Raw genomic sequence first — 22,586 nt, forward strand, 5'->3', positions numbered from 1 at the left:
GCAGGCGGACGGAGCATGATCGCATGTTGGCGCGACCGCCCGCTCGACGGTTGTCTGGCGGGCCGCCGACCTCGCGCCCCGTCCGATTTGCATGGATCGTCGGACGGAGTGGCGAACTGCCCCCAGAGTTTGCTATACTCTCGGTCTTCCGGAGAGATGGATGAGTGGTTTAAGTCGCACGCCTGGAAAGCGTGTATAGGTTAATCGCCTATCGGGGGTTCGAATCCCCCTCTCTCCGCCAGAATTCAATGCCCGCGCCAGCGGGCATTTTCGTTTCCGGGGAGAAGCAAGCCGACAGGTCGGCTGGCGCGGGGGATTCGAAGGGATTCGGTCGGCTACAAGAACGGGGCGACCGTCGCTGCAACCTCTCGAAAAGGAACGGACGGCGAGGTGACGTTTATCTTCAAACGTGACGGCCTCTAGTCGTGGAAGTTGAGCGCAGTCAATCTGCCGATCGACAAATTCGGTTCAAACTGATCGCCAGGAAGCGGCCCCGCCCCTGCGCAGCCGGCCCGCTTCCCCGCTTGATCTGGGCGTGCGGCGCACAGCAACTCCCAAACACCCCACGCTAAAGAAGCGTATTCTCCTGACGATATCCAGGGTTTTATCACCGCGAGTCAGATCCATGCGATTGAGTCCACGGTTCGCCATGCTGGCTGTTGCTGCGACGATGCTGTCAGCTTGCGCGACGGCATTTTCGCCCGCGTCGATCAGCACCACCATCGCGGTGACCGCTCCCCCACCGGTCGAGAAATCGCTGCGCGACGGCGGCTCGTCGACCGACCTGTCGGTCATTGGTCAGCCCGCATCTCCATTCCGCACGCTTCTGTCCGTTCGCGAATGCGCTGCCGCCAAATGCGCGGCGGGAATCGCCAAGCCGACGCTCGCGGTCACGGTCCAGCGCGTGTCGGAAGGACAGGCAGCGATCCGCTTCTCGGTCAACGGAGAGATCGGCAGCAGCCAGACGCTGACATCGCAAGCCGGGAACGCCACGTCGGAAGTAACCATGTCGATCCCGTCCGGCGTGACGCCGATCAACGATCAATTTGCCGTCGATCGGGTCGCGACGATCAAGGTTGGCGAGTTCCGCCACGTGGCCTTGCCGCACGGCATCCGTGCCTATGTCTGCGTCGCCATACCGAACGCCAAAGGCGTGACGGATGGAAGCTGTGATTTCAGCCGGGTGCAGACGACCAAGGGAGCCGAGCTCGGCATTTCAGCGCTCTGACCCACCCGTCATGGCGGCAACACGGAGGGAGCCCGACACGTGAGCAATGCCGAACGACACTCACGTCACGGATGCCGGATGTAATCCACCAGCGCCCGCGTATATTCGTCCGGCTTTCGGTCAAACAGACTCACCACGATCGCCACCGCGAACCCCGCCGGCACCCCGAACACCCCCGAACTGATCGGCTCGATCCCGAACCACGTGCGGCCCGCGAATCCCGTCAACTGCGTGAAGTACGGATAGGTCGACACGATGTAGTACACGCACACCGCCAATCCCGTCACCATCCCCGCGATCGCGCCACGCGTCGTCGTGCGCTTCCAGAACACGCCGAGCACGAGCACCGGAAAGAAGCTCGATGCCGCCAGCGAAAACGCGGCGCCGACGAGAAACAGGATCTTCCCGGTATTGAGCGACGCGACATACGACGCGAACAGCGCGACCCCGAGCAGCAGCACCTTCGAGATCGTCACGCGCCGCTGGCTCGATGCATCGGGCGCGACCATGCAGTAATAGACGTCGTGCGACAGTGCGTTCGCGATCGTCAGCAGCAGCCCGTCCGCGGTCGACAGCGCCGCGGCAAGCGCACCGGCCGCGATCAGCCCCGACACGACATACGGCAGCCCCGCGATCTCCGGCGCGGCCAGCACGACCATGTCCGGCTGCATCTGGATTTCCGACCAGTGCACGATGCCGTCGCGAATCACCTCGACGACGCTGATCAGGTCGGGTTCGAAGTGATGCCATTGCGTGACCCACGCCGGCAATTCGGCGAACGGCCGCCCGACGAGGTTCGCGAGGATCTCGTACTTGATCAGCACCGCGAGCACCGGCACGCTCAGGTAGAACAGCGCGATGAAGAACAAGGTCCACCCGACCGAGCGCCGTGCCGACGCGACCGACGTGGTCGTGTTGTAGCGCGTCAGGATGTGCGGCAGGCTCGCGGTGCCGAGCGACAGGCACAGCAGCAGCGCAAGGAAATTCCGCTCGCGTGGCTTGCGTTCGTCTTCGCTCGCGGCGGGAAACGGCTCGTGCATCGGCACGGGCGGCTCGGCACGCGCCAGCAGATCGTCACGCGCCTGCGTCCATGCGACACGCGCCGCCGCCGGATCGCGCGGGAAGTCCGCCAGCTCGCGCTCGCGCTGGCTGATCTCGCGCAGTGGCCCGTTGTGGCGCCGCAGGTCGGCCAACTGGTCGGCGAGATGCCGGCGGGCGTCCGCATGGGATGCCGGCAGCCGGTCGAGCCGCGTCTGGATATCCGCGGCCTGCCGGCGATACGCGTCGCGCACCTGCTGCTCGTCGAACGCATCGCGCACCTGCGCCTCGCGCGCCGCGACCCGTTCCATCAGCTTGCCGTAATTGAACTGCGGCACGGGGCCGAGCCCGTTCTTCATCGCGATCAGCGACACCGGAATCAGGATCGCGCTGATCAGGATGATGTACTGCGCGACCTGCGTCCACGTGACCGCGCGCATCCCGCCGAGAAACGAGCACACGAGAATGCCCGCGAGCCCGCAGAAGATCCCGATCGCGAAATCGACGCCGATGAAGCGCGTCGCGATCAGGCCGATCCCCTGGATCTGCGCGACCAGGTACACGAACGAACACAGGATCGCCGCACCGGCCGCCAGCGCGCGCACGGCCGTGCTCGAAAAGCGCGTACCGAGAAAATCGGGAATCGTGTAGCGCGCGAGCTTGCGCACATACGGCGCGAGCAGGAACGCGACGAGGCAGAACCCGCCCGTCCACCCCATCACGTAGGCGAGCGCATCGTAGCCGGTCGCGTAGAGCGATCCGGCCAGGCCGATGAACGATGCGGCCGACAGCCAGTCGGCCGCCGTCGCCATCCCGTTGAAGGCAGACGGCACGCGCCGCCCGGCCACGTAGTATTCGACGAGATCGGACGTGCGCGACAGCAGCCCGATCACCGCATACACGGCGATCGGCACGAACAGGAACACGTAGCCGATCCAGACGCCGGAGCCGGTGGCCCGCTCGATCCGCCACATCAGCAGCACGAACCCGAGAAACCCGAGCGTGTAGAGCGCGTAGGCGCGGATCAGTCGGCGCGTCAGCATGGATCAGCGTCCACCGTTCGCGTGGCCGGCGCGTGCCGCATGATCGTCGTACGCACGGCGCAGCGCGCGGTCCGCGCGTTGCATCAGCCCGATGTAGACGACGATCAGCACGAGATACACGAGAATCGCGCCCTGCGCGCCGACGTAGAACGGCAGGCTGAATCCGGCGAAACGGATCCCTGCGAGCGCGGGCCCGAAGAACGGCACGATGAACGATACCGAAAAACCGATCACCATCAGCACCGCGATCAGCGCGACGTTGAAGCGCCAGTAGCGTGCGTGGGCACGCGCGAGCGGCTCGGGAACGGGGGGAGGCGCGGCAGGCGCGGAACGGGTCGGAACGGTCATGCCGTTATGTAACAAAAAGCCCCTGCGCGGGCAATCGGGATTGCCGCGCAGGGGCTCGTGCGCGTGATGCGCAACCGGTACGATCAGCGCACTTCGGCGAGCTGTTCGAGGATGGCCGGGTTCTCGAGCGTGGACGTGTCCTGCGTGATCGCCTCGCCCTTCGCGAGCGAACGCAGCAGGCGCCGCATGATCTTGCCCGAGCGCGTCTTCGGCAGGTTGTCGCCGAAGCGGATGTCCTTCGGCTTCGCGATCGGCCCGATCTGCTTGCCGACCCAGTCACGCAGCGTCTTCGCCAGCGCCGCGGCTTCCTCGCCTTCCGGACGCGAACGCTTCAGCACCACGAACGCGACCACCGCTTCGCCCGTCGTATCGTCCGGACGGCCGACCACCGCTGCTTCGGCCACGAGTTCGTGCGAGACCAGCGCCGATTCGATTTCCATCGTGCCGAGCCGGTGGCCCGACACGTTCAGCACGTCGTCGATCCGGCCCATGATCGTGAAGTAGCCGGTGTCCTTGTCGCGGACGGTGCCGTCGCCGGCCAGATACAGGCGCCCGCCGAGTTCCTCGGGGTAGTAGCTCTTCTTGAAACGCTCCGGGTCGCCCCAGATCGTGCGGATCATCGCGGGCCACGGGCGCTTGACGACGAGGATGCCGCCCTGTCCGTTCGGCACGTCCTGGCCGGTTTCGTCGACCACCGCGGCCATGATGCCCGGCAGCGGCAGCGTGCACGAACCGGGCACGGTCGGCGTCGCGCCCGGCAGCGGCGTGATCATGTGGCCGCCCGTCTCGGTCTGCCACCACGTGTCGACGATCGGGCAGCGCTCCTGGCCGACGTGCTTGTGATACCACATCCATGCTTCCGGATTGATCGGCTCGCCGACGGTGCCGATGATGCGCAGGCTCGACAGGTCGTAGCTCTTCGGATGCACCTTGTCGTCGGCCTCGGCCGCCTTGATCAGCGAGCGGATCGCGGTCGGCGCGGTATAGAACACGGTAACCTTGTGGTCGCCGATCATCTTCCAGAAACGCCCGGCGTCCGGATAGGTCGGCACGCCTTCGAACACGACCTGCGTGCCGCCGCATGCGAGCGGGCCGTACGTGATGTACGTGTGGCCCGTGACCCAGCCGATGTCGGCCGTGCACCAGAACACGTCGGTGGGCTTCCAGTCGAAGGTCCACTTCATCGTCTGCGCGGCCCACAGCAGATAGCCGCCCGTGCTGTGCTGCACGCCCTTCGGCTTGCCGGTCGAGCCCGACGTATACAGGATGAACAGCGGATGCTCGGCGCCGACCCATTCCGGCTCGCACTGGTCGGATTCGCCGGCCGTCAGTTCATGCATCCACAGGTCGCGCTCGGCGTGCCAGTCGATCTTGCCGCCGGTGCGGCGATAGACGATCACGCTCTTCACGGCCTCGCAGCCGCCCAGCGCGATCGCTTCGTCCGCGATGCTCTTCAGCGGCAGCGTCTTGCCGCCGCGCGCCTGCTCGTCGGCGGTGACGAGCGCCGTCGCGCCGACGTCGACGAGCCGCTCGTTCAACGACTTCGCGGAGAAGCCGCCGAACACGACCGAGTGCGTCGCGCCGATGCGCGCGCAGGCCTGCATCGCGACGATGCCTTCGATCGACATCGGGATATAGATGACGACGCGGTCGCCCTTGCCGATCCCGCGCTTCTTCAGTGCATTCGCGAACCGCGATACGCGCGCGAGGAGATCCGCATAGGTGACGCGCGTGACGGTGCCGTCGTCGGCTTCGAAGATCACCGCGACGCGCTCGCCGTTGCCGGCTTCGACGTGACGGTCGAGGCAGTTGTACGACGCGTTCAGCTCGCCGTCGTCGAACCACTTGTAGAACGGCGCGTTGGACTCGTCGAGCACTTTCGTGAACGGCTTGTGCCACGCAAGACCCTCGCGCGCGAGACGCGCCCAGAATCCTTCGTAATCGTTCTCGGCTTCGGCGGCGAGCGCACGATAGGCCGGCATGCCGGAAATGGTCGCCGCCTGTTCGAGCGCCGCGGGCGGCGCGAACTGACGGGTTTCGTGAAGAACCGATTCAATCGCAGACATCGACTACCCCTTGGTGAACATGAATCCTCTGCATGGCGGCGCGATCGTGCGCACCGCGCGTCTTGGCCGGCGCAAGCGCGCCGCTGTCTCCTACCCACCACCCGCGCACGGCCCGAAGGCTGCTGCGCGATGCTGCGCCGCACCACGTCGCACGATGGCGACCGGGCGGCCCGACAGTTCCACAATAAGCGCTCCAACTTACCCGTCACTTACGCGGCACGGCCGTTTCGCCCGTCGGGCGACGCCGCTTGTAGCTTTACGCTGTAACGAGCGCGACCCTACAATCCTAACTGAACTCGCCTTCCGGATTCCAGCTTGAATCGCTACGCTTTCTTTCTCGTGCTGTCGATGCTGTTCGTCGGCAGCAATGTCGGTATCGGTAAATCGATCGTCGTCTTCGTTCCCGTCGCCATCCTCGCCACGCTGCGCTTCGTGATCGCGATCGCCGTGCTGTGGCCGCTGTTCAGCCCGGTGAAAATGCGCACGGTCAAGCGCGGCGAATGGCTGAACCTGTTCCTGCAGGCGTTCTTCGGCACCTTCATGTTCACGCTGCTGATGCTGAACGGCGTGCAGCGCACGAGCGCGGTCGCCGCCGGCGTGATCACCAGCACGATCCCGGCGATCGTCGCGTTGTTCGCGTGGCTGATCCTGCGTGAAAAACCGAACGGCCGTGCGCTCGTGTCGATTGCACTCGCGATCGCCGGCGTCGTGACGATCAACCTCGCGAACGGCAACGCGGCCGGGCACGGCGCGTCGTCGCTGACCGGCAACCTGCTGATCCTGGGCGCGGTGTGCTGCGAATCGATCTACGTGATCCTGTCGCGCCGCCTCACGCAGACGCTCGCACCGATCGACATCTGCGCGTACACGCACCTGTTCGGCCTGTGCCTGATGCTGCCGCTCGGCGCGACGGCCATGTGGCATTTCGATTATGCGAGCGTGCCGGCCGGCACCTGGGCGCTCGTCGTCTGGTATGGCCTGTCGGCCAGCATCTTCTCGTTCTGGCTGTGGATGAAAGGCATCCGGCACGTCCCGGGCAGCCTCGCCGGCGTGTTCAGCGCGGTGCTGCCGGTCGCGGCCGCCGCGTACGGCATCGCGTTCCTCGGCGAGCGTCCGACGCTCGCGCACGGCATCGCGCTCGCGTGCGTCGTCACCGGCATCGTGCTCGCCAGCCTGCGCGTGAAACGCGTGCCGGCTGCCGCCTCCTGATCCGTCCCCGGCAGTGCCGGCGCGTCACTGCAGTCGCGCCGGCCGACGCGTTACAATAGCGCGCCTTTTCAAGATTACCCCCGATACCTGCGCACCGCGCCCGACTGTCCACCATGTCTGCCCCGCATTCGCCCGGCCGCCCCGCGCGTCGCCCGCTTCGCCCGCTTCCCGCGCTGATTTTCATGAGCCGCTGGCTCCAGGTTCCGCTCTACCTCGGCCTGATCGTTGCGCAAGCCATCTATGTGTTCCTGTTCCTGAAGGAAGTCTGGCACCTGCTGTCGCATGCGACGAGCCTCGACGAAATCAGCGTGATGCTCGCGGTGCTCGGCCTGATCGACGTGGTGATGATCTCGAACCTGCTGATCATGGTGATCGTCGGCGGTTACGAGACGTTCGTGTCGCGCCTCGGCATCGAGGGCCACCCCGACGAGCCCGAGTGGCTCGACCACGTGAACGCGGGTGTCCTGAAGGTCAAGCTGTCGATGGCGCTGATCAGCATTTCGTCGATCCACCTGCTGAAGACGTTCATCAACCCCGACCAGCACACGATGCACGCGATCATGTGGCAGGTGATCATCCACGTGTCGTTCCTGGTGTCGGCGCTCGTGATGGCGTGGGTCGACCGCCTGACGACGCACACGCACCCGGCCCATTTCCACGAGCCGCACGCCCACGGCGCGCACGCGCCCGCGGCGAACGAGTCCCGCAAGCCGGCCGACGCAGCCGTCAACGCATAAACGCATTCCCCACAGTCCCCACAGAGTCTCAGCCATGACCGTCATCAAACAGGAAGACCTGATCCAGAGCATCGCGGATTCGCTGCAGTACATCAGCTACTACCATCCGCTCGACTACATCCAGGCCCTCGGCCGCGCGTACGAGCTGGAAGAAAGCCCGGCCGCGAAGGATGCGATCGCGCAGATCCTCACGAACAGCCGCATGTGCGCGGAAGGCAAGCGCCCGATCTGCCAGGACACCGGTATCGTCACGATCTTCGTGAAGGTCGGCATGGACGTGCGCTGGGACGGCGCGACGATGGGCCTCACCGACATGATCAACGAAGGCGTGCGTCGCGGTTACACGCACCCGGACAACGTGCTGCGCGCGTCGATCGTCAATCCGCCGGAAGGCGCCCGCAAGAACACGAAGGACAACACGCCGGCCGTGATCCACTACGAGATCGTGCCGGGCGACAAGGTCGACGTGCAGGTCGCGGCGAAGGGCGGCGGCTCGGAGAACAAGTCGAAGTTCGTGATGCTGAACCCGTCCGACTCGATCGTCGACTGGGTGCTGAAGACGGTCCCGACGATGGGCGCGGGCTGGTGCCCGCCCGGCATGCTCGGGATCGGCATCGGCGGCACGGCCGAAAAGGCGATGCTGATGGCGAAGGAATCGCTGATGGAGCCGATCGACATCCAGGAAATCATCGCGCGCGGCCCGAAGGACTGGGTCGAGGAACTGCGCGTCGAACTGCACGAGAAGGTCAACGCGCTCGGCATCGGTGCCCAGGGCCTCGGCGGCCTGGCAACGGTGCTCGACGTGAAGATCATGGCTGCACCGACGCACGCGGCATCGAAGCCGGTCGCGCTGATCCCGAACTGCGCGGCGACGCGCCACGCGCACTTCGTGCTCGACGGCTCGGGCCCGGCCAAGCTTGAAGCACCGTCGCTCGACGCATGGCCGAAGGTCAACTGGGAACCGAACACGGAAACCAGCAAGCGCGTCGACCTGAACACGCTGACGCCGGAAGAAGTCGCGAGCTGGACACCGGGCCAGACGCTGCTGCTGTCGGGCAAGATGCTCACCGGCCGCGACGCCGCGCACAAGCGCATCGCCGACATGCTCGCGAAGGGCGAGAAGCTGCCGGTCGACTTCACGAACCGCGTGATCTACTACGTCGGCCCGGTCGATCCGGTCCGCGACGAAGTGGTCGGCCCGGCAGGCCCGACGACGGCCACACGCATGGACAAGTTCACCGAGACGATGCTCGCGCAAACCGGCCTGATCTCGATGGTCGGCAAGGCCGAGCGCGGCCCGGTCGCGATCGACGCGATCAAGAAGCGCAAGGCGGCCTACCTGATGGCCGTCGGCGGTGCGGCTTACCTCGTGTCGAAGGCGATCCGCGGCGCGAAGGTGCTCGCGTTCGAAGACCTCGGCATGGAAGCGATCTACGAGTTCGACGTGCAGGACATGCCTGTAACAGTTGCTGTCGATTCGTCGGGCACGTCGGTGCACCAGACCGGTCCGAAGGAGTGGCAAGCGAAGATCGGCAAGATCCCGGTCGCAGCCGCTTAAGCGCGATCGAACGAAAGGCCGGACGGGTGTCCGGCCTTTTTACTTCTCATTCTCATTATTGTGTGTGGCCGGTTGTTCGAGGCTGATTCTCATTACATGCAAAAGGCAGGCCCGGCAAGGCTTCGAGGCTTGGCTTTTCTCGTTCGAGCGATTATCTTTCGGTTTCTGAAGCCCCACTGAACAAGGAACAAGCCATGCAAGGCGACAAGAAAGTCATCGAATATCTGAACGCCCAGTTGAAGAATGAACTCACGGCGATCAACCAGTACTTCCTGCATGCGCGCATGTACAAGCACTGGGGCCTCGAGAAGCTCGGCAAGCACGAGTACGACGAGTCGATCGGCGAAATGAAGCACGCCGACTGGCTGATCGAGCGCGTCTTCATGCTCGACGGCCTGCCGAACCTGCAGGATCTGCACAAGCTGCTCGTCGGCGAGGAAACCGAAGAGATCCTGAAGTGCGACCTGAAGCTCGAGCAGATCTCGCAGTCCACCTGCAAGGAAGCGATCGCCTACTGCGAATCGGTGCGTGACTACGTGTCGCGCGAGATCTTCGAAAAGATCCTCGACGACACCGAAGAGCACATCGACTGGCTGGAAACGCAGATCGACCTGATCGGCAAGGTCGGCCTGCAGAACTACCAGCAAACGATGATGGGTACGCCGGAGTAAACTCGCTCCACGCTTCCCGTTACCGCCCCTGGCCCGTTCATGTCGACACCTTCCGTTATTCCTGCGACGGCCACGACCGTCGCCCCCATCGGCATCTTCGATTCAGGGCTGGGCGGCCTGTCGGTGCTGCGCGCCGTGCGCGCGCAGCTGCCCGACGAATCGTTCATCTACGTCGCCGATTCGCACCATGCGCCGTATGGTCCGCGCGACGAGGCATTCATTACGGAACGCACGCTGGCAATCGGCGAGTGGCTGGCCCGCGAAGGGGCGAAAGCGCTCGTCATCGCGTGCAACACGGCGACCGCACGCGCGATCGCTGCGACCCGCGAACACCTGTCGATGCCGCTCGTCGGCGTCGAGCCGGGCATCAAGCCGGCCGCCGCCGTGTCCGCGAGCGGCGTCGCGGGCGTCCTCGCCACGCAGTCGACGCTGAACAGCCCGCGCTTCCAGGCGCTGCTCGACCGCTACGGCGCCGGCCGCCGCTTCATCTGCCAGCCCGGCCACGGGCTCGTCGAAGCCATCGAGCGCGGTGATACGAATTCGCCCGCGTTGCGCGCGTTGCTCGACAGCTACCTGCAACCGATGCTCGACGACGGCGCCGATACGCTGGTACTCGGCTGCACGCATTACCCGTTCTTCACGGAAACGATTCGTGACCTTGTGGGCGACCGCCTGACGATCGTCGACACCAGCGACGCGATCGCGCGCCAGCTCGTGCGCGTGCTCGACGAACGCAACCTGCGCGCACCGGCCGGCACACGCGCGGCACCGCCCCGCTTCTGCTCGACCAGCGACGGCCGTCAACTGCAGGTGCTCGCATCGACGCTGCTCGGCCTCGCAGCGCCAGTCGAATCCGTCACCATTTCCTCGCCGAACGCGCGCGCCTGCGCGACCGCCTGACACCGGCCGGCACGCCCCCTTCCGCGTGCCGTTCCACCACCCCCGACGTTTCAAGGGTCCGATGACCTTAAAAAAAGCCCGTCCCAGGCTTGTCAACGTCCGCAAATTTAATGATAATAATTCGCATTACCGTTAGCTATCGCAACTCATCATGATCGTCTGCGTGTGCAAGTCTGTTTCCGATCGCAAGATTCGCGCGTCCCTCGCAGAGGGCGTGAACTCTTTCGATGAACTCCAGTTCGAGCTTGGCGTGGCCACGTGCTGCGGCAAGTGCGAGGAGTCCGTACGCGACCTCATGGCCGAACAAGGCGTCTGCGCGAGCCGGTGCGGTGTCGAGCATCATGCTCACCCGATCCCGGTCACGTTCTACGAACGCAAGGCCGCCTGACCGGCGCCGAGTGTGCGCATGCGGCCCAGGCCGCATTTTTTGTTTTGACCGTCAGCAAGCCACCGTCTGCGCGAGCCAGCGGCTTACCTGCCAAGGAGCCTGTCATGGAATCGCTGATCGGATTTGTGACCACCGTTTGCATCTCGCTGCTGATCTTCCGCAAGTGATGCCGATTCACCCGCCGCGCCCCGGGTGCGACATCGTTCTTTCAAGCTAACATGCAGGCTTCGCATCTCGCTCCTGCCGGCGCCGTGCCGGCAGCACCACGTATGAATCCCCGAGTGATCGTCGTCGCGGTCGGTGTGCTTGCCGCACATGCGATCATGCTGACGGCCGCCTGGCTCCATCGCAACGCGCCACCGCCGCCGAAGGAGATCGAGGTTCAGTCGATCACCGCGCAGCTCATTGCGCCTGCGCCTCCTGCCCAACCGGTCGCGGTCCAGTCGGCCGCGCAGCAGCCTACGCCGCCCAAGCCCACGCCGCGCGTGAAACCGAAGGTCGAGCCGAAGCCGGTGCAGAAAGCGGTCCCGACGCCTCAGCCCGTCTCGCAGGCACCGTCGCCGACGCCCGCGCCGGCAGTGGCCGATCCGACGCCGGCTCCCGCCGCGCCGGCGCCTGCTGCGCCCGCTGCAGCACCCGGCCCGGCGCGCGAGACGATGCAGGTCAGCGCGCCGAAGAACGTGTCGGCGCTCACCTGCAATTTCGTCAAGCCGACCTATCCGTCGATGTCGCGCCGTCGCGGCGAAACGGGCACGGCCTATGTTCACTTCATCATCGGCGTGACGGGCAAGATCGAAAGCGTCCAGCTGCAGAAGAGCAGCGGCTACCCGCGCCTCGACGAAGCCGCGCTCGACGCGACGCGCGCCAGCACCTGCCCGCCGTATATCGAGAACGGCCAGGCGATCCGCGCCGCCCATACGCTGCCCTTCAATTTCACGCTTGACGACTAACCCGTCATATTCGGTAGATTCAAAGGAAACAAGAAAATGCAAAGCTACGGTATCGCGCACGTCTGGGCGCAAGGTGATTTCGTCACGCGCGCCATTGCGATCACGCTGCTCGTGATGTCGGTCCTGTCGTGGATCGTGATCGTCATCAAGGGCTGGAACGTGATCCGCCTGAACCGCCTGACGAAGAACGCCGAACAGGCATTCTGGCATTCGGACAACTTCGACGACGGCGTCAAGAAGCTTGGCCTCGCCGCATCGACGCCGGCTGACAACCCGTTCCTCGCGCTCGCGCTGTCGGGCAAGGAAGCGGCCGATCACCACCACCAGACGCAACCGCACCTGCACGACCGCATGGACGTGTCGGACTGGGTTACGCGCTGCCTGAAGGACACGATGGACGAAGGCATCTCGCGCATGCAGAGCGGTCTCGCGATCCTCGCGTCGATCGGCAGCACCGCGCCGTTCGTCGGCCTGTTCGGCACGGTCTGGGGGATCTACCACGCGCTGCTCGCGATCGGCGCATCCGGCCAGACGTCGATCGACCAGGTCGCGGGCCCGGTCGGCGAATCGCTGATCATGACCGCCTTCGGCCTGTTCGTCGCGATCCCGGCCGTGCTCGGCTACAACGCACTCACCCGCGCGAACAAGGGGGTCGTCAGCAAGCTGCGCCGCTTTGCGCACGGTCTGCATGCGTACTTCGTGACGGGTGCGAGCCTTGCCTCGTCGTCGACGCGCGACGGCCTGCGTCTCGCGACGCGCGCCAGCTGAGGCGGGGTGAACCATGGCAATGAACACCGGTTTCAGCGACGATGACGACGATGCAGTGATGAGCGAGATCAACATGACGCCGCTCGTCGACGTCATGCTCGTACTCCTGATCATTTTCCTCGTGACGATCCCGGCGATGCAGCATGCGGTGAAGATCGACCTGCCGCACGCCAGCAGCCAGCCCGTCGACGAAAAGCCGCAGACGGTCGACGTCGCGATCCAGGGTGACGGCACGATCCTGTGGGACGACCACACGGTCACGCGCGCACAATTGCAGGAACGCATCGCGGAAGCGGCAAAGCGCACGCCGCAGCCAGAGTTGCACCTTCGTGCGGATCGCAAGGTCGCGTACGAACACGTCGCGGAAGTGATGTCGGATGCGCAGGCAGGCGGCCTGACGAAGCTCGGCTTCGTCACGGAGCCGGGCGCGAAAGCGAAGTAACGCGCGCACGTCTTGCGGTAGCGCATCGCCGGCCGCACCTAGCCGGCCGCGCACAAAGTAAAAGGCCTTCATCGCCAGATGAAGGCCTTTTTTCATGCGCACGCGGGCGCCTTCGGGCGGCGGGCTCTTTGGCGGTATCGGTTGCGCCTCGAGCAACGCAAATGCGACTCTGCCGTGGTCTGCACGGACTGCGCGTTCTGCCCTATCTGGCTCACAATATATGCGGCCACCTGATTTCGCTCAGAACTTCCTTCACGAAATGGGATTTCAATATAGGCCCGCCCGCACGCGCATTCAAGGTTCCGGCGATTGAAACTTGCGATTGCAGGCGACGCTTCAATGACAAAACAAATTTGCGTCGCCGTGTGCGTCGTGTTCAGGTTGCCGAAACATCGGCCGCCGCTTCCTTCTTCGCGCGTTCCGGACACCCCGGATCCTGGTAGGCGCCATGATCGAGCTTCTCGACCAGGTAGTCGACGAACGCACGCACCGCGGGCGGCATCCCCTGCCGCGACACGAACACCGCATACAGTTGCGGCACCGGCAGCGTCCAGCCCGGCATCACCGGCGACAGTTGCCCCGCACGCAGCGCGTTGCCGTACATCATCTCCGGCAGTGCCGCGATGCCGAGGCCATCGAGCACGGCTTCACGGATCGTCATCAGGTCGGCCGTCACGAGCCGCGGGTCGTGCTCGTGCACGTGACGCGTACCGTCCGGTGCGATCAGGTTGAACACGTGCCGCCCGTCGACGCTCGGCGTATCGAGTGTCTCGAATCCGCTCAGGTCATCCGGTACCAGCGGCGGCGCATTCTGGCTCAGCAGGCTCGGCGCACCGACCAGCATCTGCTCGGTGCGCCACAGCGGCCGCACGACGATGTTCGCGTTCTGCGGCGGCTCCGAGCGCACGCGCAGCGCGACGTCGATCGAATCCTCGAACAGGTCGATCACGCGATTCGTCACGCGGACGTGCACCTTCACCTCGGGATAGCGACGCAGGAATTCGGGCAGGATGCGCGACAGCATCGTCTGTGACAGCGTCACGGGCACGCTGACGCGCACCGAGCCGCGCGGTGATGAGCGCAACTGCTGCACCGCGTTCATCGCCGCCTGCGCTTCGGCCAGCATCGCCTGGCAATGCTGGTAGAACAACTCCCCCGCCTCGGTCAGCGCGAGCTTGCGTGTGGAGCGCTGCAGCAGGCGCACGCCGAGCGCCGCCTCGAGTTCGGTCAGGCGCCGCGACAGGCGCGATTTCGAGATGCCCAGCACGCGCTCCGCGGCCGAGAAACCGCCATGTTCGACGACCTGCGAAAAGTACATGAGGTCGTTCAGGTTGTGTGCATCGATATTCATCTCATCGTTCCATTTTCAGAACAATCCATTGCGCACCGTCGCGAATCGAACGGTAAAACGCCCAATATAATAGCGCTATGTTTCAAAAATAACGCTATTCCGATCATTTCGAGGGTATCCGCATGACGACCGCTCGCTCGCTTGACCGCACCTACCCCGCGCTTCGCACGACCGAAGGCGGCGGCTTCGTGGTTCATCGACCGTTCCCGACCCGGCTGCTGATGGATTTCGATCCGTTCCTGCTGCTCGACGAAATGGGTCCCGTCGACTACGCGCCCGGCGAAGCCAAGGGCGCGCCCGACCATCCGCATCGCGGCTTCGAGACCGTGACCTACGCGCTCGACGGGCGCTTCCGCCATCGCGACTCGTCCGGCCATGCCGGCACGCTCGGCCCGGGCGACGTGCAATGGATGACGGCGGGCGCCGGCGTCGTGCACAGCGAGATGCCCGATCCTGAATTCGCGCAGACGGGCGGCCGCTCCCACGGCTTCCAGCTGTGGGTCAACCTGCCGCGGCGCGACAAGCTGATTGCGCCGCGCTACCAGGAGATCCCCGCCGACCGCATCCCGACCGCGACCTCACCTGACGGCCGCGCACGGGTGCGCGTGATCGCCGGCGAAGCGTTCGGCGTCCGCGCCGCGATCGAGACACGGACACCGATCCTCTACCAGCATTTCACGTTGCAGCCGGGCGCAACGGTCACGCAGACCGTCCCGGCAGGCTATCGCGTGTTCGCCTATCCGATCGACGGAACGGGCCTCTACGGGCCCGCCAGGCAGGCGGTCGATGCACGACACATGGTCGTGTACTGCGATGACGGCGACACGGTCACGTTCGCCGCCGGCGACACGCCGCTCGACCTGCTGCTGATCGGCGGCGTGCCGCTCAACGAGCCGATCGTCCGCTACGGCCCGTTCGTGATGAACACCGAGGAAGAGATCCGGCAGGCGGTCGTCGACTACCAGACCGGTCGCATGGGTCGCATCGAAGCATGACGCAAGGACGGGCGCGCAGGTGCCGCGAAACCGCCCGTTTTGCGTCACAATGACTTCTTGAACCACGTGGCCGCCCGCCACCAGAAGGAACCCGTCCCCTTGAACTTCGAACATCTGATCCAGATCAATTCCGACGATCCGGCCGTGCCGACCCTCACCCGCGACCAGCTCTGGGAAGGTCTCGTGTTGCGCGCCGAACAGCCGCAACTGTTCGTGCTCGGTCTCGACAGCTGTGTCGTCCACGAACGGACGGACACGACGCTCGAACGTGAGCTGCACTACGGTCACGCGACCGTGCGCGACCACGTCACGTTCACACCGAACCAGCAGGTTCGCTACGACATCCTCGCCGCCGACGGCGAGATCGGCGGCTCGCTGACGATGACGATCGAGGAGCGCGACGATCATGAGCTGTTCCTGCGTTTCGAATACCGCACGACGCTGGTCGTCACGGACGACAGCGAAGACGCGCGTCAAACGCACGGGATCGTCAAGGAAGCGTATCGCACGTCGGATATCGACACGGTCCGCCTGATCCGCGAGTACGCGCAGGGCCGCAAGGACCCCGATCCGCTGCACTGAACCCGGTGGCGGCCCGCGGGCCGCCCCTTTGACTCAAGCTATCAGATTTGTCATTTCGATCGATAAAGAGTTTTTGTAAATGGGAATAGTTATCATTTAGAATTCATTCCATCGTATCGACAGTCACCGATCAACCGAATGACCGACACCATGCGCCCGACCCCGACCACGCTGACCTTGCGCCGCACGACCGGCACCGCAGGCAGCAGCCGTCAGAAAACGGCAGCGGTCACCACGCCGGCGAAACCTGCCGGCAACCGCGAAGCAGGCACGCGGGTCGTCAGCAGCGATGCGCTGCTGCAAGGCCAAAGCCACGTCAGCATCGCGCATAACGGAGAGACCTATCAGTTGCGCGCCACACGGCTCGGCAAACTGATCCTGACGAAGTAAGACAGAGTATTGTGGGGACCACCTCCCTGAGAGGTGTTGGGCAGTAGCCAGCGTAACGGCTTGCACGCGAGATCTAGACCCCTTCGTGCAAACACACTCAAGCAGCCGTTGCAGCAAGCCAAGCCACTTTTTTGGTTCTCGCACAAGGAAGAAAAAAAGCGACACGTCCTTCGACGTGTCGCTTTTTTGTTTGGGCGGCCCATGCGTGAAGCATGCCGCCCAGGTTCGTTACCACGTCGCCGCGTGACCGCCGAAGCGGCACGCGCTCCGCTTCAGAAACCCCAGAACATCAACCACCATGCGCTGTCGATGACGGCAAGCCCGGCGGCGAACCACGCGAATGCCGCCATCCGGCGCAGCCAGCCCGCATAGCGGCCCGTCACTTTCCACGCGAGCCACGCACTCCATGCGTTGGCGCCGACCAGGATTGCGACGCGCACATCGGTCGCCCAGCCGAGCGGTACATGCTCGGCACGCAGCAGCGACAGAGTCGTGGCCGACAGGCCAAGGAACACACCCGCGCCCGCAATCGGAATCAACGCCTGCGCAAGATGATGCAGCCGCACGCGATCGAAGCGGCCGAGCATCAGCGTGGCGCCGGCCAGCAGCACCAGCAGCGCCGTGCCGTACACGAGCCCCGTGCCGACGATGTAGCTGATGACCAGTCCGCCATCGAGCCACGAGAACACGTCGTTGCGATCGGGATAGTGCGTGAGCAGGAACCACGGCGCATTGGTCTCGAGCGGCCACGTGATGTCATGGTCGATCAGCCAGCCCGCGAGCCATTGCTTGATCTGCACGAACCACGGGCTGACGGTCCAGTGGAACGCACCGATCGCGACGCCGAGCAGGCCGTACAGGATCAGCGCGGTGTCCCACGGGTTCGCCTGCTGCGCGCCGAGGTTCACGACTTCGTCGGACGGCGAGCGCAACGACAGCGAGATCGCATCCCGGTGCCCGCTGCAGCGGCCGCACATGTGGCAGTCCGCCGCGCCCTTCATGTTGCGCAACGGCACGAGCGGCGCGCAGTTGATCGGAATCACGCGATGGCCATGCTCGCCGTTCTTGTACGATCGGCGCCATGCATCCTCGTCGACCTTGTAGCGCATCGGCGCGAGCCGCGCGAGCAGCCCGAATACGCCGTTGACCGGGCACAGGTACTTGCACCACACGCGCTTCTCGCGGCCGTACAGCAAGCCGATCACGATCGCGCCGACGGTCGAGCCGCCGAGTACGAACAGCACCGCGAGCGGGTACTGGTACACGCTCACCATCTGCCCGTAGATCGTCGTGAGCCCGAACGCGACGAACGGCCAGCCGCCCCACCGCATCCAGCGCGGAATCGGGCCGCCGCGGCCGAACTTGCTCGCGAATTCGGTGAGCGCACCTTCCGGACACAGCACGCCGCACCAGACACGGCCGAGCATCACCATCGACAGCAGTACGAACGGCCACCAGATGCCCCAGAACGTGAATTGCGCGATCAGCGTGAGGTTGTTCCACAGGTGCGCGGAGTCGTCCGGCAGCGGCAACACCGCCGGCACGATGATCAGGAACGCATAGACGGCGACGACGGCCCACTGGATGCCGCGGATCAGCGCACCGTGGCGCTGCATCCATTGGCCGGCCTGCGCGAGCCAGCCCTGCTTGGCTGCGGCGACAACGCTCATGCCGCGCGACCTGCCGCGACCGACGGACGACGGCTTGCGCGCTTCATCAGCAGCCAGACCACCGCCCAGTACACCGCATACGCGACCAGGTTGGTCAGCGCCGGGTGAGCACGATAGCCGGTCAGCGTGGCGACGAGCGAGCCGAACGTGCCCGAATCATCGAGGATCGCGGACGTGTCCCACACCTGCGAAATGCCGAGCGGCAGGATTTCCTTGTCGATCAGCTTGTCGACGCCGGTCTGGAACAGGCCTGCGCCGAGGAACAGCAGCATCACTTCCGTGACGCGGAAGAAATGCCGCCACGAGAAGTACTTGCCGCCGAGCTGCAGCAGGTAGAACGTGAAGAACGCGAGGCCCAGGCCGATCACCACCGCGAGCATCTGGCTGCCGTCGACGTGACCCGACTGGCCGAAACCGAGACCGTACAGGAAGATCACCGTCTCGCTGCCTTCGCGCGCGATCGCGAGCGCGACCAGCACCGCGACGCCCCACCAGTTCGAATCGCGCGTGCTCTGCTGCAGCGATTGCTCCATGTCGCGCTTCAGCGTGCGGCCGTGCCGGCGCATCCACAGCACCATCTGCACGATCAGCACGCATGCGATCAGCACCATGGCGGTCTGGAAGTAGTCCTGCGCGTCGCCGGACAGCACTTCGGTGAAACCGACCAGTGCGGCACCGAGGCCAACGGCCATCAGCAGGCCGACACCGACGCCGGTCCAGAGAAAAGGCAAGCCGCGGCGCGCGTCATCGTCGCCGTTTTTCAGCCATGCATAGAGAATGCCGACGACGAGCAGCGCTTCGACGCTCTCCCGCCAGACGATGAACAAGATCTGACCCATCGATACCTCCTGACGCGCAGTACACCAGGCTGGTGTGCCCGCGCTCAGATAAAACGCATTACTTCGCGACGATCACGCCCTGCGCCTGCTGGTGGAAATCGTCGAAAAACTTGTATTCACCCGGTGACAACGGTGCGACGACCACGAATGAATCGGCGCCCGGCGCGAGCACCTTCTCCTTGCGCAGTTGCACGCTCTCGAATTCGGCGGCGCCCTTGCCGGTGTTCTTGATCTCGATCTTGAAACGCTGGCCGGCCGGCACTTCGATGCGGGCGGGGTTCAGCTTGCCGTCCGTCATTTCGAGCTTGAACGTCGGCAGATCGGCAGCGTACGCTGCGCCGGCAAGCCACAACGCAGCGGCTGCGGCAACGATTTTCTGGGGAATTTTCATTCTGGGTTCTCTACGCCGACGGCGCGCCGAAGCGCGCCGTTCGTGATGCCACCGATCAGTAACCGCCCTTCTTGCCGATACCGGCGAACGGGAAGTCGTACTCGAGGGTAATGGGCTTGAACCATGCGCCCACACCCGTTTCCTTGTCGATGTGACGGCCGAACGCCATGTGGCCCGTCTGCATCGGCGGCTTGACGACCATCGTCAGGTGGTACTTGCCCGGGCCGTTCAGCTTCACGTTGTCGCCGTAGTGCGGACCGTCGCTCGCGACCATGCCCATCAGGTCGCCTTCAGCCTTCCACTTCGCGTCGCCCTGCTTCGTCAGCTTGTACGTGACCTGCAGGTACGGCATCCAGTCGCCTTCCGCGAAACCCGTCGGGTTGTTCTTGACCGCATGGATGTCGGCCTCGAGGTGGATGTCGGAATCCGACGCCTTGCGCATCATCCCTTCCGGGTCCATCGTGATCGGCTGCAGGTACACCGCGCCGATTTCCATGCCGCCCTGGATCTGCTGCTTGCCGATCGGATATTCGGCAGCCGAGGCCGACATGGCGGCAAGCGCCGCCGCTACCGCAACCGTCGTGCGGATGAACGAAGAACCCAACATGGACACTCCTTGTTATTTGATCTGGAACCATGCGGACCGACCGCCAGCCGGCCCACTGAAAACACTAACGCGACGAAGAACGTTAATGCGAACAATTCTCAATAATCACGAAGTTTAGCACCGAACCTGTTTCTGAACAAACGACGAGCCGTGTAAACCCCTGATCCGACAAGGCTTACAGGTTCGTTACCGCAGGGTTTCGGTGACGCTTGGAAAGATTTACCGGCCGCCGTTGACGTGATCGCCGACGTTCGCGCCGAACACGCGCTCACGCAGTAGCGCAAGTTGGTCGCGGGTCGCGGCGGCCTTCTCGAACTCGAGGTTCTTCGCGTAGTCGGCCATCTGCTTCTCGAGGCGCTTGATTTCCTTGGCGAGCTGCTTTTCCGACATGTCCTCGAATTTCGCGCGCTGCTGCGCTTCCTTCAGCTCGGCACGTGCCTCGTCCGCGTTGTAGACGCCGTCGATGATGTCCTTGATGCGCTTCACGACACCGCGCGGCGTGATGCCCATCTTCTCGTTGTGCGCGATCTGCTTCGCACGGCGCCGCTCGGTCTCGCCGATCGCGCGCTTCATCGACTCGGTCATGTTGTCCGCGTAGAGGATCGCCTTGCCGTTCACGTTCCGTGCCGCGCGGCCGATCGTCTGGATCAGCGAGCGCTCCGCGCGCAGGAAGCCCTCCTTGTCCGCGTCGAGGATCGCGACGAGCGACACCTCGGGAATGTCGAGCCCTTCCCGCAGCAGGTTGATCCCGACCAGCACGTCGAACGTGCCGAGCCGCAGGTCGCGGATGATCTCGACGCGCTCGACCGTGTCGATGTCGCTGTGCAGGTAACGCACCTTGACCCCGTGATCGGCCAGAAACTCGGTGAGCTGCTCGGCCATGCGCTTCGTCAGCACGGTGATCAGCACGCGCTCCTCGGCCTTCACGCGCGCGTTGATCTCGGCCAGCACGTCGTCGACCTGCGAGCTCGCCGGCCGCACTTCAATTTCCGGATCGACCAGGCCCGTCGGCCGCACGACCTGTTCGGCGATCTGCCCGGTCACGCTCTTCTCGTAGTCAGCCGGCGTGGCCGACACGAACACGACCTGGCGCATCTTGCGTTCGAACTCGGGGAATTTGAGCGGCCGGTTGTCCAGCGCCGACGGCAGCCGGAACCCGTAGTTGACGAGGTTTTCCTTGCGCGCGCGGTCGCCGTTGTACATGCCGTTCAACTGGCCGATCAGCACGTGCGATTCGTCGAGCAGCATCAGCGCATCGGGCGGCAGGTAGTCGACGAGGGTCGGCGGCGGATCGCCGGGCGCCGCGCCCGAGAAATGCCGCGAGTAGTTCTCGATGCCCTTGCAGAAGCCGAGCTCCTGCAGCATCTCGAGATCGAAGCGCGTACGCTGCTCGAGGCGCTGCGCCTCGACGAGCTTGCCGTCACTGTGAAAGAACTCGAGCCGCTCGCGCAGTTCGTCCTTGATCGTCTCGACCGCGCGCATCACGGTGTCGCGCGGCGTCACGTAGTGCGACGACGGATACACGGTGAAGCGCGGGATCTTCTGCCGCACTCGCCCCGTCAGCGGATCGAACAGCTGCAGCGTCTCCACCTCGTCGTCGAACAGTTCGACGCGCACGGCCAGCTCCGCGTGTTCGGCCGGGAAGATGTCGATCGTGTCGCCGCGCACGCGGAACGTGCCGCGCTGGAAATCCTGCTCGTTGCGCGTGTACTGCATCGCGATCAGCCGCGCGATCACGTCGCGCTGGCCGAGCTTGTCGCCGGCGCGCAGCGTCAGGATCATCTGGTGGTATTCGGACGGATTGCCGATACCGTAGATCGCCGACACCGTCGCGACGATCACGACATCGCGGCGCTCCATCAGGCTCTTCGTCGCCGACAGCCGCATCTGCTCGATGTGCTCGTTGATCGACGAATCCTTCTCGATGAAAAGGTCGCGCTGCGGCACGTACGCTTCAGGCTGGTAATAGTCGTAGTACGAGACGAAGTACTCGACCGCGTTGCGCGGGAAGAACTCGCGAAATTCCGAGTAGAGCTGCGCGGCGAGCGTCTTGTTCGGCGCGAACACGATCGCCGGGCGGCCGAGTCGCGCAATCGTGTTCGCCATCGTGAAGGTCTTGCCCGAGCCCGTCACGCCGAGCAGCGTCTGGAACGAGAGACCATCCTCGACCCCTTCGACGAGCGTCTGGATCGCGGTCGGTTGGTCGCCTGCGGGCGGATACGGTTGATACAGCTGGAACGGCGACCCTTCGAAGGTCACGAATTTCGATTCGTCGAGCGCGTCGCCGGTTTCGGCTTTATGTTCGGACATGGAATGCGGCCGGAGCGAGGGCAAAGAAAGCATTCTAGCGCTTCGCGGCCTCGCGAACTGCTGTCGGCTCCTGACGCGCGACGGCCGCCCGAAATCGCGATCCCC

General features: G+C 64.7%; 22 protein-coding genes and 1 tRNA gene. 14 read left to right on the forward strand and 9 right to left on the reverse strand.

Going from position 1 to position 22,586, the window contains the following annotated elements; genetic code table 11:
• Positions 1 to 150: 150 nt before the first annotated feature.
• Positions 151 to 241, forward strand: a tRNA-Ser gene (locus CFB82_RS12570).
• A 384-nt stretch (positions 242 to 625) separates the two neighbouring features.
• Positions 626 to 1,228, forward strand: coding sequence for a hypothetical protein (locus tag CFB82_RS12575; protein WP_089484314.1), 603 nt, complete (start codon positions 626 to 628; stop codon positions 1,226 to 1,228).
• A gap of 65 nt (positions 1,229 to 1,293) precedes the next feature.
• Here CFB82_RS12575 and CFB82_RS12580 read toward each other — a convergent pair whose 3' ends face one another.
• The 3 genes from CFB82_RS12580 to acs form a co-directional block, all read right to left on the reverse strand.
• On the reverse strand, positions 1,294 to 3,309 hold the full coding sequence (locus CFB82_RS12580; RefSeq protein WP_069248432.1) for a sodium:solute symporter family protein: 2,016 nt from the start codon (positions 3,307 to 3,309) through the stop codon (positions 1,294 to 1,296).
• Between the two features lie 3 nt (positions 3,310 to 3,312).
• Positions 3,313 to 3,657: a DUF4212 domain-containing protein gene (locus CFB82_RS12585; protein WP_089484315.1), complete on the reverse strand. Its 345-nt coding sequence runs from the start codon at positions 3,655 to 3,657 to the stop codon at positions 3,313 to 3,315.
• 83 nt (positions 3,658 to 3,740) lie between these two features.
• Positions 3,741 to 5,723, reverse strand: coding sequence for an acetate--CoA ligase (acs, locus tag CFB82_RS12590; RefSeq protein ID WP_069248434.1), 1,983 nt, complete (start codon positions 5,721 to 5,723; stop codon positions 3,741 to 3,743).
• A 315-nt stretch (positions 5,724 to 6,038) separates the two neighbouring features.
• Here acs and CFB82_RS12600 point away from each other — a divergent pair, with 315 nt between their 5' ends.
• The 9 genes from CFB82_RS12600 (at position 6,039) to CFB82_RS12640 (ending at position 13,346) form a co-directional block, all read left to right on the forward strand.
• Entirely contained in the window at positions 6,039 to 6,932 is an 894-nt protein-coding gene (locus tag CFB82_RS12600; protein WP_069248435.1) for a DMT family transporter, read from the forward strand.
• 113 nt (positions 6,933 to 7,045) lie between these two features.
• Positions 7,046 to 7,669: a TIGR00645 family protein gene (locus CFB82_RS12605; protein WP_089484316.1), complete on the forward strand. Its 624-nt coding sequence runs from the start codon at positions 7,046 to 7,048 to the stop codon at positions 7,667 to 7,669.
• A 34-nt stretch (positions 7,670 to 7,703) separates the two neighbouring features.
• Positions 7,704 to 9,227 (forward strand): fumarate hydratase, encoded by a 1,524-nt coding sequence (locus CFB82_RS12610; RefSeq protein ID WP_089484317.1) that lies wholly within the window; start codon positions 7,704 to 7,706, stop codon positions 9,225 to 9,227.
• Between the two features lie 194 nt (positions 9,228 to 9,421).
• Positions 9,422 to 9,898, forward strand: coding sequence for a bacterioferritin (bfr, locus tag CFB82_RS12615; RefSeq protein WP_039370101.1), 477 nt, complete (start codon positions 9,422 to 9,424; stop codon positions 9,896 to 9,898).
• A 39-nt stretch (positions 9,899 to 9,937) separates the two neighbouring features.
• Complete coding sequence (gene murI, locus CFB82_RS12620) at positions 9,938 to 10,798, forward strand: glutamate racemase (RefSeq protein WP_089484318.1); 861 nt, start codon at positions 9,938 to 9,940, stop codon at positions 10,796 to 10,798.
• A 151-nt stretch (positions 10,799 to 10,949) separates the two neighbouring features.
• Positions 10,950 to 11,186 (forward strand): (2Fe-2S)-binding protein, encoded by a 237-nt coding sequence (locus tag CFB82_RS12625; protein ID WP_039370093.1) that lies wholly within the window; start codon positions 10,950 to 10,952, stop codon positions 11,184 to 11,186.
• Positions 11,187 to 11,404: 218 nt separating this feature from the next.
• Entirely contained in the window at positions 11,405 to 12,136 is a 732-nt protein-coding gene (locus tag CFB82_RS12630; RefSeq protein WP_089484319.1) for an energy transducer TonB, read from the forward strand.
• A gap of 36 nt (positions 12,137 to 12,172) precedes the next feature.
• Positions 12,173 to 12,904, forward strand: coding sequence for a MotA/TolQ/ExbB proton channel family protein (locus CFB82_RS12635; RefSeq protein WP_069248439.1), 732 nt, complete (start codon positions 12,173 to 12,175; stop codon positions 12,902 to 12,904).
• Between the two features lie 13 nt (positions 12,905 to 12,917).
• Positions 12,918 to 13,346 carry an ExbD/TolR family protein gene (locus CFB82_RS12640; protein WP_039370086.1) on the forward strand — a complete coding sequence of 143 codons (429 nt, stop codon included), beginning with the start codon at positions 12,918 to 12,920 and terminating at the stop codon, positions 13,344 to 13,346.
• A gap of 376 nt (positions 13,347 to 13,722) precedes the next feature.
• Here the strand turns inward: CFB82_RS12640 and CFB82_RS12645 are convergent, their stop codons facing one another.
• Complete coding sequence (locus CFB82_RS12645; protein ID WP_069248441.1) at positions 13,723 to 14,697, reverse strand: LysR family transcriptional regulator; 975 nt, start codon at positions 14,695 to 14,697, stop codon at positions 13,723 to 13,725.
• A 122-nt stretch (positions 14,698 to 14,819) separates the two neighbouring features.
• On the opposite strand from CFB82_RS12645, the gene CFB82_RS12650 reads away from it, so the two are divergent.
• From CFB82_RS12650 to hemP, 3 genes are all read left to right on the forward strand, one after another.
• On the forward strand, positions 14,820 to 15,692 hold the full coding sequence (locus tag CFB82_RS12650; protein ID WP_089431322.1) for a pirin family protein: 873 nt from the start codon (positions 14,820 to 14,822) through the stop codon (positions 15,690 to 15,692).
• A 99-nt stretch (positions 15,693 to 15,791) separates the two neighbouring features.
• Positions 15,792 to 16,274 (forward strand): SRPBCC family protein, encoded by a 483-nt coding sequence (locus CFB82_RS12655; protein WP_039370078.1) that lies wholly within the window; start codon positions 15,792 to 15,794, stop codon positions 16,272 to 16,274.
• Positions 16,275 to 16,412: 138 nt separating this feature from the next.
• On the forward strand, positions 16,413 to 16,664 hold the full coding sequence (gene hemP, locus CFB82_RS12660) for a hemin uptake protein HemP (RefSeq protein WP_039370075.1): 252 nt from the start codon (positions 16,413 to 16,415) through the stop codon (positions 16,662 to 16,664).
• A gap of 272 nt (positions 16,665 to 16,936) precedes the next feature.
• Here the strand turns inward: hemP and CFB82_RS12665 are convergent, their stop codons facing one another.
• The 5 genes from CFB82_RS12665 to uvrB all read right to left on the reverse strand — a co-directional run bounded on the left by CFB82_RS12665 (position 16,937) and on the right by uvrB (position 22,481).
• Positions 16,937 to 18,334, reverse strand: a complete 1,398-nt coding sequence (locus CFB82_RS12665) for a 4Fe-4S binding protein (RefSeq protein WP_089484320.1) — start codon at positions 18,332 to 18,334, stop codon at positions 16,937 to 16,939.
• Positions 18,331 to 19,173 (reverse strand): FTR1 family iron permease, encoded by an 843-nt coding sequence (locus CFB82_RS12670; protein ID WP_069248444.1) that lies wholly within the window; start codon positions 19,171 to 19,173, stop codon positions 18,331 to 18,333. The genes CFB82_RS12665 and CFB82_RS12670 overlap by 4 nt, the downstream gene beginning before the upstream one ends.
• Positions 19,174 to 19,231: 58 nt before the next feature.
• Positions 19,232 to 19,564 carry a cupredoxin domain-containing protein gene (locus CFB82_RS12675; RefSeq protein WP_027786891.1) on the reverse strand — a complete coding sequence of 111 codons (333 nt, stop codon included), beginning with the start codon at positions 19,562 to 19,564 and terminating at the stop codon, positions 19,232 to 19,234.
• 55 nt (positions 19,565 to 19,619) lie between these two features.
• A complete protein-coding gene (locus CFB82_RS12680) occupies positions 19,620 to 20,171 on the reverse strand; it encodes an iron transporter (protein WP_039370067.1) in 552 nt (183 codons plus the stop codon).
• 219 nt (positions 20,172 to 20,390) lie between these two features.
• Positions 20,391 to 22,481, reverse strand: a complete 2,091-nt coding sequence (gene uvrB / locus CFB82_RS12685; protein ID WP_089484321.1) for an excinuclease ABC subunit UvrB — start codon at positions 22,479 to 22,481, stop codon at positions 20,391 to 20,393.
• Between the last annotated feature and the right edge of the window lie 105 nt (positions 22,482 to 22,586).

It is taken from the genome of Burkholderia sp. HI2714, assembly GCF_002223085.1.
Taxonomy (GTDB): domain Bacteria; phylum Pseudomonadota; class Gammaproteobacteria; order Burkholderiales; family Burkholderiaceae; genus Burkholderia; species Burkholderia lata_D.

What these genes read in the sequence shown, in the direction of transcription:
- CFB82_RS12575 (WP_089484314.1), top strand. Translation starts at nt 626, where the DNA reads ATGCGATTGAGTCCACGGTTCGCCATGCTGGCTGTTGCTGCGACGATG.
- CFB82_RS12580 (WP_069248432.1), bottom strand. Translation starts at nt 3,309, where the DNA reads ATGCTGACGCGCCGACTGATCCGCGCCTACGCGCTCTACACGCTCGGG.
- CFB82_RS12585 (WP_089484315.1), bottom strand. Translation starts at nt 3,657, where the DNA reads ATGACCGTTCCGACCCGTTCCGCGCCTGCCGCGCCTCCCCCCGTTCCC.
- acs (WP_069248434.1), bottom strand. Translation starts at nt 5,723, where the DNA reads ATGTCTGCGATTGAATCGGTTCTTCACGAAACCCGTCAGTTCGCGCCG.
- CFB82_RS12605 (WP_089484316.1), top strand. Translation starts at nt 7,046, where the DNA reads ATGTCTGCCCCGCATTCGCCCGGCCGCCCCGCGCGTCGCCCGCTTCGC.
- CFB82_RS12610 (WP_089484317.1), top strand. Translation starts at nt 7,704, where the DNA reads ATGACCGTCATCAAACAGGAAGACCTGATCCAGAGCATCGCGGATTCG.
- bfr (WP_039370101.1), top strand. Translation starts at nt 9,422, where the DNA reads ATGCAAGGCGACAAGAAAGTCATCGAATATCTGAACGCCCAGTTGAAG.
- murI (WP_089484318.1), top strand. Translation starts at nt 9,938, where the DNA reads ATGTCGACACCTTCCGTTATTCCTGCGACGGCCACGACCGTCGCCCCC.
- CFB82_RS12625 (WP_039370093.1), top strand. Translation starts at nt 10,950, where the DNA reads ATGATCGTCTGCGTGTGCAAGTCTGTTTCCGATCGCAAGATTCGCGCG.
- CFB82_RS12630 (WP_089484319.1), top strand. Translation starts at nt 11,405, where the DNA reads ATGCAGGCTTCGCATCTCGCTCCTGCCGGCGCCGTGCCGGCAGCACCA.
- CFB82_RS12635 (WP_069248439.1), top strand. Translation starts at nt 12,173, where the DNA reads ATGCAAAGCTACGGTATCGCGCACGTCTGGGCGCAAGGTGATTTCGTC.
- CFB82_RS12640 (WP_039370086.1), top strand. Translation starts at nt 12,918, where the DNA reads ATGGCAATGAACACCGGTTTCAGCGACGATGACGACGATGCAGTGATG.
- CFB82_RS12645 (WP_069248441.1), bottom strand. Translation starts at nt 14,697, where the DNA reads ATGAATATCGATGCACACAACCTGAACGACCTCATGTACTTTTCGCAG.
- CFB82_RS12650 (WP_089431322.1), top strand. Translation starts at nt 14,820, where the DNA reads ATGACGACCGCTCGCTCGCTTGACCGCACCTACCCCGCGCTTCGCACG.
- hemP (WP_039370075.1), top strand. Translation starts at nt 16,413, where the DNA reads ATGACCGACACCATGCGCCCGACCCCGACCACGCTGACCTTGCGCCGC.
- CFB82_RS12665 (WP_089484320.1), bottom strand. Translation starts at nt 18,334, where the DNA reads ATGAGCGTTGTCGCCGCAGCCAAGCAGGGCTGGCTCGCGCAGGCCGGC.
- CFB82_RS12670 (WP_069248444.1), bottom strand. Translation starts at nt 19,173, where the DNA reads ATGGGTCAGATCTTGTTCATCGTCTGGCGGGAGAGCGTCGAAGCGCTG.
- CFB82_RS12675 (WP_027786891.1), bottom strand. Translation starts at nt 19,564, where the DNA reads ATGAAAATTCCCCAGAAAATCGTTGCCGCAGCCGCTGCGTTGTGGCTT.
- CFB82_RS12680 (WP_039370067.1), bottom strand. Translation starts at nt 20,171, where the DNA reads ATGTTGGGTTCTTCGTTCATCCGCACGACGGTTGCGGTAGCGGCGGCG.
- uvrB (WP_089484321.1), bottom strand. Translation starts at nt 22,481, where the DNA reads ATGTCCGAACATAAAGCCGAAACCGGCGACGCGCTCGACGAATCGAAA.